This window comes from Flavobacterium sp. (assembly GCF_044368625.1).
In the GTDB taxonomy this organism is placed as follows: domain Bacteria; phylum Bacteroidota; class Bacteroidia; order Flavobacteriales; family Flavobacteriaceae; genus Flavobacterium.
Map to the genome: position 1 here is coordinate 1 of NZ_JBIPPD010000160.1, position 7,840 is coordinate 7,840.

The following is a 7,840-nucleotide window of genomic DNA, read 5'->3' on the forward strand; positions in this document are numbered from 1 at the left end:
TCATTCTTGAAAAAAGCACGCGGTCCTTCAAAAAGAAAAATGTGATGAATAAAACCGAGGCCAATCCCATACCGAAACTGCTAACGGTGGATAAAATGCCGTTTAAAAAATTAGGTATAAACCTGAAATCGAGCTTAGATGTGATATTAGACGACTTTAATGCAGCTGCCGAATCAATACCGTGACTATCCAAAAATAAGGCGAGCTGCTCTGCTAAATCAATTAAGGTTCGTTCGATACTTTCAATATTTAAAATCGATAAGTTTTGACCTTGATCCAAAAGCAATGGAATAAACATCATGACAAATCCAGCAATAATCAAAACATAAAATAATAGTACCGTAATCGTTGCTACTACATTGTTGAATTTAAGGCGTTTTCGTAAAAAATTAATGATTGGAGCGCCAATTAAGGTTAAAATTAGCGATACAATAAGGTAAATTAACACCGATTGAATCAAATACAATACATACAAAATCAGTGATATTCCTGCTAGAATGAGTACACCGCGAACAATTCCGTTTCCAATTACTTTTGAATTTACCATATCAATTTGTAAAAATATAATGAATAATATTTGCACCCATTTTTAAAGCCTTTTGCCGGACTTCAATAGGATCATTGTTGACCTCGGCGTCTTCCCAGCCATCGCCCAAATCACTTTCGTAGGTGTATAATAAAACCAATCTGTTTTTGATAAAAATACCAAAAGCCTGCGCTTTTTTTCCATCGTGTTCGTGAATTTTTGGTAAACCTGACGGAAAAGGATTGGGTTTCTGAAAAATAGTGTGCGACGTTGGAATTTCTACCAGAGCTTCATTTGGGAAAAGTTTTTTGATTTCTTTTCGAATGTACTGATCGAGACCATAATTATCGTCGATATGCAAAAAACCTCCGGATTTTAAATACGTTTGAAGGTTAATTACTTCGCTTTCGCTAAAAACCACATTGCCATGACCCGTCATGTGAATAAACGGATAGTTGAATAAATCAGGACTATCGGGCGATACAGTAACTGGTTTTGACTTTATTTTAGTAGCAATGGTTTGGTTTGAAAATTTTATTAAGTTTGGCAAAGACGTTGGATTTGCATACCAATCGCCGCCGCCGTTGTACTTCAATAACGCAATTTCTTGTGCCCAATTTATCGTTGGTAAAAGAAAAAATAATACCAAAAATTTCTTCATAATTTAATCTTGATTTACAAAAGCCACACTATGACATCCAACAATTGCAGCCGTTTCTGTTCGTAATCGTGTGTCGCCCATAGTTACAGGTAGGTAATTTTTTTCGATAGCTAATTTAATTTCATTCTCCGAAAAATCACCTTCTGGACCTATTAATAAAGTAATTTCAGTTCCTTTACGGATAAGTTCCTTCAATGATTGCTTGGAGGATTCTTCACAATGGGCTATAAATAAAGAACCTTGATTTTTATTATTATTCAAAAACTCTTTAAAAGAAACTGCTTCATTTAAAATGGGAAAATAACTTTGTAAGGATTGCTTAGCCGCCGAATGAATTATTTTTTCAAAACGATCGTTTTTGGTAAATTTTTTTTCCGATCGATCACAAATAATCGGTGTAATGGAAGTCACACCAATTTCAGTTGCTTTTTCTAAAAACCATTCGTAACGATCATTCATTTTAGTTGGAGCGACCACGAGGTGCAATTGATACGAAAGTGGATTTTTCTTCTCACTTGAAATGATTTTGACTTGACATTTGGTATCCATTCCAATAACAATTTCTACTTTAAATAAAAAGCCTAAACCATTGGTAACGTATAACATATCGCCTTCTTTTTTACGCAAAACTTTAACTATGTGTTTGCTTTCCTCTCGATCAAAAGTAAAGCGTTCAGTGTCTGGTGTAAGACTTGGATTATAAAATAATTGCATAATTAAAATTGTATTCGGGCTTTTGAAATAACCGATGTGTTTTCGAACTTTTCGTGTAAATATTTTTGATAACCCACAATTCCAATCATTGCAGCATTATCAGTAGTGTACTCAAATTTGGGTATAAATGTTCTCCAGCCATACCTCTTTTCGGCTGCTTTTAAAGTACTTCGAATGCCAGAATTAGCCGAAACACCACCACCAATAGCAATTTGATTGATGCCTGTTTCTTTTACAGCCATTTTCAGTTTGTCCATCAAAATTTCAATAATGGTATGTTGAATGGAAGCACAAATATCGTTGCGGTTTTCTTCTATGAAATTTGGGTTTTCCAATACATTTTTTTGAATAAAATACAAAATTGCCGTTTTCAAACCCGAGAAACTAAAGTCCAATCCAGGTACTTTGGGTTTTGTAAACACAAAAGCCTTCGGGTTTCCCAACTGTGCATATTTATCGATCAAGGGACCTCCCGGATAGGGCAAACCAAGGATTTTAGCGCTTTTATCGAATGCTTCTCCAACAGCATCATCGGTAGTTTCTCCAATAATTTGTAAGTCAAAAAAATCGTGTACCACCACAATTTGAGTATGTCCCCCCGAAATGGTCAGTGCCAAAAACGGGAAAGTCGGTTTGTCAAAACCTTCTTCATCAATAAAATGTGCCAAAATATGGGCATGCATGTGATTGACAGCAATCAATGGAATTGCTAATGCCATCGAAAGAGACTTTGCAAAAGAACTTCCTACTAACAGTGAACCCATCAATCCTGGACCTTGTGTAAATGCAATTGCCGATAATTGTTCCTTGGTTATATTTGCTTTTCGCAACGAAGCCTCAATTACGGGAACAATGTTTTGCTGATGTACTCTTGAGGCAAGTTCGGGAACAACGCCTCCGTATTCGTTATGAATCAACTGATTAGCAACAACATTAGACAATACAACGTCGTTTTGTAAAACTGCGGCAGCGGTATCGTCACAAGAACTTTCAATTGCAAGAATGTAAACGGGTGAAATCGTCATATAAAAGGCACGAATTTTGAGTTAGAGTGGGTCGTAAGAATCAAAAAAACTGTATTTTTACAACGTAACAAAAATAACATTTTTTATTTGAGGTTTAACCGTTCTAGCGGCAAAATATAATTATTGGAAAAAGCACAAAAAACAACTGCAATTCAAAGGCTTAAAAAATATACGTTCCGAGTTTTACTTGGCCTGATACTGCTTTTGTTATTTTCTGCAATTGTGCTTTCGTTGCCTTTCGTACAAACAAAAATTGGAAATTACGTAACCAATTGGCTTAACGAAGATTACGGAACGGACATTAATGTAGAGCAGGTTTCTTTTTCTGTTTTTGGTGGTGTTAAGCTAAAAACCGTATTGATTCGAGACCATCATAAAGACACTTTAATTTTTGCCAACCGTATTAAAACCAATATCTTAGATATCGGGAAAATGCTCAACGGCGATTTGATATTTGGCGACATTCGTCTAGACGGTGTCGTTTTTAATATGAAAATCTACAAAGGCGAAGACGACTCCAATATCAACAAATTCATCGCCTTATTTGATTCGGGTAAACCCAGCACTGGCAAGAAGTTTTTGATGGAAGCGACCAATGCCTATCTTACGGATACACAATTTAGGGTGATTAATGAAAATCTAAAAACCCCCAAAAGCGTTGATTTCAAAAAATTGGAGGCTTCATTAAGTTCTTTTAAAATTTACGGCCCTGATGTTACTACAAAAATCAATAAACTGGCTTTTAAAGACCACCGTGGATTAAAAATCGACAATTTGAGTGGGCAATTTACCTATACTAAAACCCATATTTTTATAGATAATTTTCTTTTTGCAACAAAGGAATCCGACTTTAAAGGGAGTGCAAAATTACTTTACAAGCGAGAAGATTTTGCTGATTTTATAAATAAAGTCAAGTTTGACGTCGTTTTTGAAGAAGCAAGCATTTCCAGCAACGACATCCGTTTTTTTTATGACGAATTGGGCAAAAACAAATCATTCAATATCAAAGGGCATGTGACTGGAACGTTGAACGATTTGATCCTCAATAATTTAAAATTAATCGATAACCGCGATACCGAGGTCATTGGAAATGTAAATTTCAAAAATCTCTTTGGAGGTGATAATCAAGGTTTTTATATGAAAGGCGATTTTTACAAAGTCAGTTCTGATTACAACGATTTAACCGCCTTATTACCCAATGTTTTAGGAAAAAAATTACCCAAGATTCTTGAGAATTTAGGAAAGTTTATGGTTGTTGGTTCGGCAGAAGTTTCCGCTTCGTCCATCAAAACTGATTTTTTTATGAAAACCCAATTGGGCAACATCAAATCCAATTTGGCTATGGACAATATCGAGAACATCGATAATGCTTCTTACACCGGAAACGTCGAATTGGATCGTTTCAACATCGGGAAATTTTTAAGCATAAAAGATGTCGGAATTGTAAGTCTGGATGTTGCCATTAACGGAAAAGGTTTCACAGAAAAATATATTGATACCTATATTGCTGGTGCGGTTACGGAACTCAATTACAACAAATACAAGTACTCCAATATTAAAATTGAAGGCCAATTCAAGCGACCTATTTTTAAAGGAACCATCAATGTCAATGACCCTAATTTATTTATGGATTTTGAAGGTTTGGTCGATTTGAGTAGCGAAGTTTTACGTTACGATTTCAAAACCAATATTGATTACGCCAATTTATCCAAATTGCATTTTGTAAATGATGCCATTGCTGTTTTCAAAGGAACTATTTCGACGGACGTTTATGGCAATTCGCTTGACGATTTGGCGGGTGAAATTAAAATCTCGCAAACAGCGTACAACAACGATAAAGACAACTACATTTTCGAAGATTTCACTATCACTTCATCGTTTGATGCTGATAAAGAACGAACCATTACAGTCAATTCTCCCGATATTATTGAAGGACAGATGATTGGAAAATTCAAGTTTAAAGAATTAAGAGCTATTTTAGAAAATGCTGCGGGAAGTTTATACGCCAATTATCAACCCAACAAAGTTTCTAAAGGCCAGTATGTGAAATTTAACTTTAACATTTACAATAAAATTATCGATGTTTTTGTACCGCAAATCGAATTGGGTTTAAATACCACAATTCGAGGTGCTATCAATTCGGATAAAAACGAATTTAAAATGGTGTTCAATTCGCCAAATATCAAGGCTTTCGATAATTTTATCGATCGTATTCGAGTGGATATTGACAATAAAAACCCGTTGTACAATACCTATATTGAAATGGACAGTATCAAAACCAAGTATTACAAAATCAGTGATTTTAGCTTTATCAATGTCACAGCCAAAGACACTTTGTTTGTAAGATCGGAATTTAAAGGCGGTAAAAAAGGGGAGGATTTTTACAATCTCAACTTATACCATACTATTAATGAAGCTAAAAATAGTGTTATTGGTCTAAAAAAATCTGAAGTTCATTTTAAAGATTACATGTGGTTTTTGAACGAAGACGAAAATGTGGATAACAAAGTGGTTTTTGATAAAGATTTGAAAAATTTCAACATCGAAAATTTCGTAATGACACACGATAATCAACGGATTGAATTATTTGGACAGTTGAGGGATTCTACTTATAAAAATTTGGAACTTAATTTTGCCGATGTTAATTTAGGTAAAATTGTTCCGTCCATTGACAGTTTAAAAATCGACGGAAAGCTAAATGGAAAACTAAATTTCAAACAAAACAAGCAAGTTTATCAACCTACAGCTCAAGTGCGTGTAGATAGTTTGCAACTAAACACAATTGCTTTAGGGAACTTGAATATCGATATTGCAGGAGACGACTCTTTTAAAAATTTCACTGTACTTTCGAATTTAGAAAACAAAGATGTCGAATCCTTTCTTGCTGAAGGATCATTTGCTATCCAAAATAAGCAAACCAACATAGACTTGGATGTTCGCCTCAATAATTTCGATGCGGCTTCATTAAGTCCGCTCGGTGGATCGGTTATTTCCAATATTCGAGGTTTGGTTTCGGGTACTGCCAATTTTGCCGGAAATATAAAGAAACCCGAAATCAACGGTCGGCTTTTTCTGGAAAATGCGGGACTTAAAATTCCGTACCTCAATGTCGATTTGGCTTTCAAAGAAAATGCGATTGTCGACTTGACATCCTCTCAGTTTATCATTCAAAATGCTACAATTGAAGATACCAAGTTTAAAACACAAGGTAAATTGAATGGATTTATTGGTCATACTAATTTTTCGGATTGGAAGTTGGATTTGGACATCAGCTCCAACCGCTTGCTTGCTTTGGATACCAAAGATTCTGAGGATGCTGCCTATTATGGAACGGCTTTTATCGACGGAACGGCAAAATTAAAAGGACCTACAAACGGTTTGCTAATAGAAGTTAAAGCAAAATCAGAAACAGGAACATCGATCAAAATTCCTATAAATAATTCAGAGTCCGTTGGAAATAAAAGTTTCATGCATTTTCTTTCTCCAGCAGAGAAAAATAATTTGAAAAACGGAATTTTTAATGCAACCCGAGAATACAAAGGTTTAGAATTAAAATTTGATTTGGATATTACACCCGTAGCAGAAATTGAAGTAATCTTAGACCGAGAAACGGGACACGGCATGAAAGCCACAGGAAACGGAACCTTATTATTGGAGATAAACACATTGGGTAAATTCAACATGATTGGAGATTTCCAAGTATATGAAGGAAATTATAATTTTAAATACCGAGGACTGATTGACAAACGGTTTGAAGTAAAAAAATACAGTACCATTGTTTGGGAAGGCGATCCATTACGGGCGCGTTTGGATTTAGAAGCAATTTACAAAACAAGTGCTAATCCATCGGTTTTATTAGACAATCCGTCCATTAACCGCCGTGTTCCTGTAGAAGTAGGAATAGGAATAACCGGAAGTTTGAGCAGTCCCGAACCTGATTTTCAAATCAACTTTCCAACGGTAAGCTCCGTTTTGAAATCCGAGATTCAAACCAAGCTGGGCGACAAAGACATTCGGCAAACGCAAGCCTTAACGCTTTTAAGCACAGGTGGCTTTTTAAGTCAAGATGGGGTGGACCAAAATGCATTAACTCGAAATTTGTTTGAAACAGCTGGTGGCATTTTTGACGATATTTTTCAAAATCCCGACGACAAATTAAAAGTAGGAATTGATATTGTTTCTGCCGATCGAACCCCAGGTCGCGAAGTGGATGGATCCGTAGGGTTTACGGTTTCGACTCAAATCAACGAACGCATTACAGTTAATGGAAAGTTGGGAGTTCCCGTAGGTGGAATTAACGAGTCGGCAATCGTAGGAAATGTAGAAGTGCAGTACCGTGTTAATGAAGACGGAAGTATGAATTTACGGGTTTTTAACCGTGAAAACAACATCAATTATATAGGTGAAGGAATTGGGTACACCCAAGGAATCGGTGTGACCTACGAAGTTGACTTTAATACGTTTCAGGAATTGGTCAATCGGTTTTTCAAAAAACACAAAGTAGACAAGTTATCGGTTCAAACCTTGGTTCCGGATTCGGATCCAAACCCTGAATATATTTCTTTTCCAGAAAAAAAAGAAAAGAAAAAAAACCAGTCTTCAGACAAACCCAATGCTGAGGGTATTCCGTCCAAGGAAGATTAATTTATTGTTTTTACCAAACACAAAAACTTCAACTGCGACATTCCACCTTTCTTAGGTCGAAAATTCCATTTTATGCGCATTTAACAGAGTAATTATCTACTACTTACCAAAACTTATCAACGAAAACGTTTGAAATCATAACAGTTTATTAAATTATTATTTTAGTACACTTTTAATGATTAATCTTGGTTAAATTAGCAATTAAATTACACATTGAATGTCAAAAACGATTAAAAAAATAGGAGTACTAACCTCCGGTGGTGATTCCCC

General features: G+C 35.4%; 5 protein-coding genes. 1 reads left to right on the plus strand and 4 read right to left on the minus strand.

Annotation, left to right across the window (positions count from 1 at the left end; genetic code table 11):
- From ACIQ2X_RS11660 to tsaD, 4 genes are all read right to left on the minus strand, one after another.
- The coding region (locus tag ACIQ2X_RS11660; RefSeq protein ID WP_396179091.1) for an AI-2E family transporter at positions 1–547 on the minus strand (547 nt) is incomplete at its 3' end.
- Position 548: 1 nt separating this feature from the next.
- The gene (locus ACIQ2X_RS11665; protein WP_396179092.1) at positions 549–1,187 is read right to left on the minus strand and encodes a DUF4159 domain-containing protein; all 639 of its coding nucleotides are present in this window, start codon (positions 1,185–1,187) and stop codon (positions 549–551) included.
- 3 nt (positions 1,188–1,190) lie between these two features.
- The gene (locus ACIQ2X_RS11670; protein ID WP_396179093.1) at positions 1,191–1,901 is read right to left on the minus strand and encodes a 16S rRNA (uracil(1498)-N(3))-methyltransferase; all 711 of its coding nucleotides are present in this window, start codon (positions 1,899–1,901) and stop codon (positions 1,191–1,193) included.
- Positions 1,902–1,903: 2 nt separating this feature from the next.
- Complete coding sequence (tsaD, locus tag ACIQ2X_RS11675; protein WP_396179094.1) at positions 1,904–2,926, minus strand: tRNA (adenosine(37)-N6)-threonylcarbamoyltransferase complex transferase subunit TsaD; 1,023 nt, start codon at positions 2,924–2,926, stop codon at positions 1,904–1,906.
- Positions 2,927–3,049: 123 nt separating this feature from the next.
- Here tsaD and ACIQ2X_RS11680 point away from each other — a divergent pair, with 123 nt between their 5' ends.
- Positions 3,050–7,570 (plus strand): translocation/assembly module TamB domain-containing protein, encoded by a 4,521-nt coding sequence (locus tag ACIQ2X_RS11680; RefSeq protein ID WP_396179095.1) that lies wholly within the window; start codon positions 3,050–3,052, stop codon positions 7,568–7,570.
- The last annotated feature ends 270 nt before the right edge of the window (positions 7,571–7,840 follow it).

Coding starts and splice junctions, on each gene's coding strand:
- ACIQ2X_RS11665 (WP_396179092.1), bottom strand. CDS start 1,187: ATGAAGAAATTTTTGGTATTATTTTTTCTTTTACCAACGATAAATTGG.
- ACIQ2X_RS11670 (WP_396179093.1), bottom strand. CDS start 1,901: ATGCAATTATTTTATAATCCAAGTCTTACACCAGACACTGAACGCTTT.
- tsaD (WP_396179094.1), bottom strand. CDS start 2,926: ATGACGATTTCACCCGTTTACATTCTTGCAATTGAAAGTTCTTGTGAC.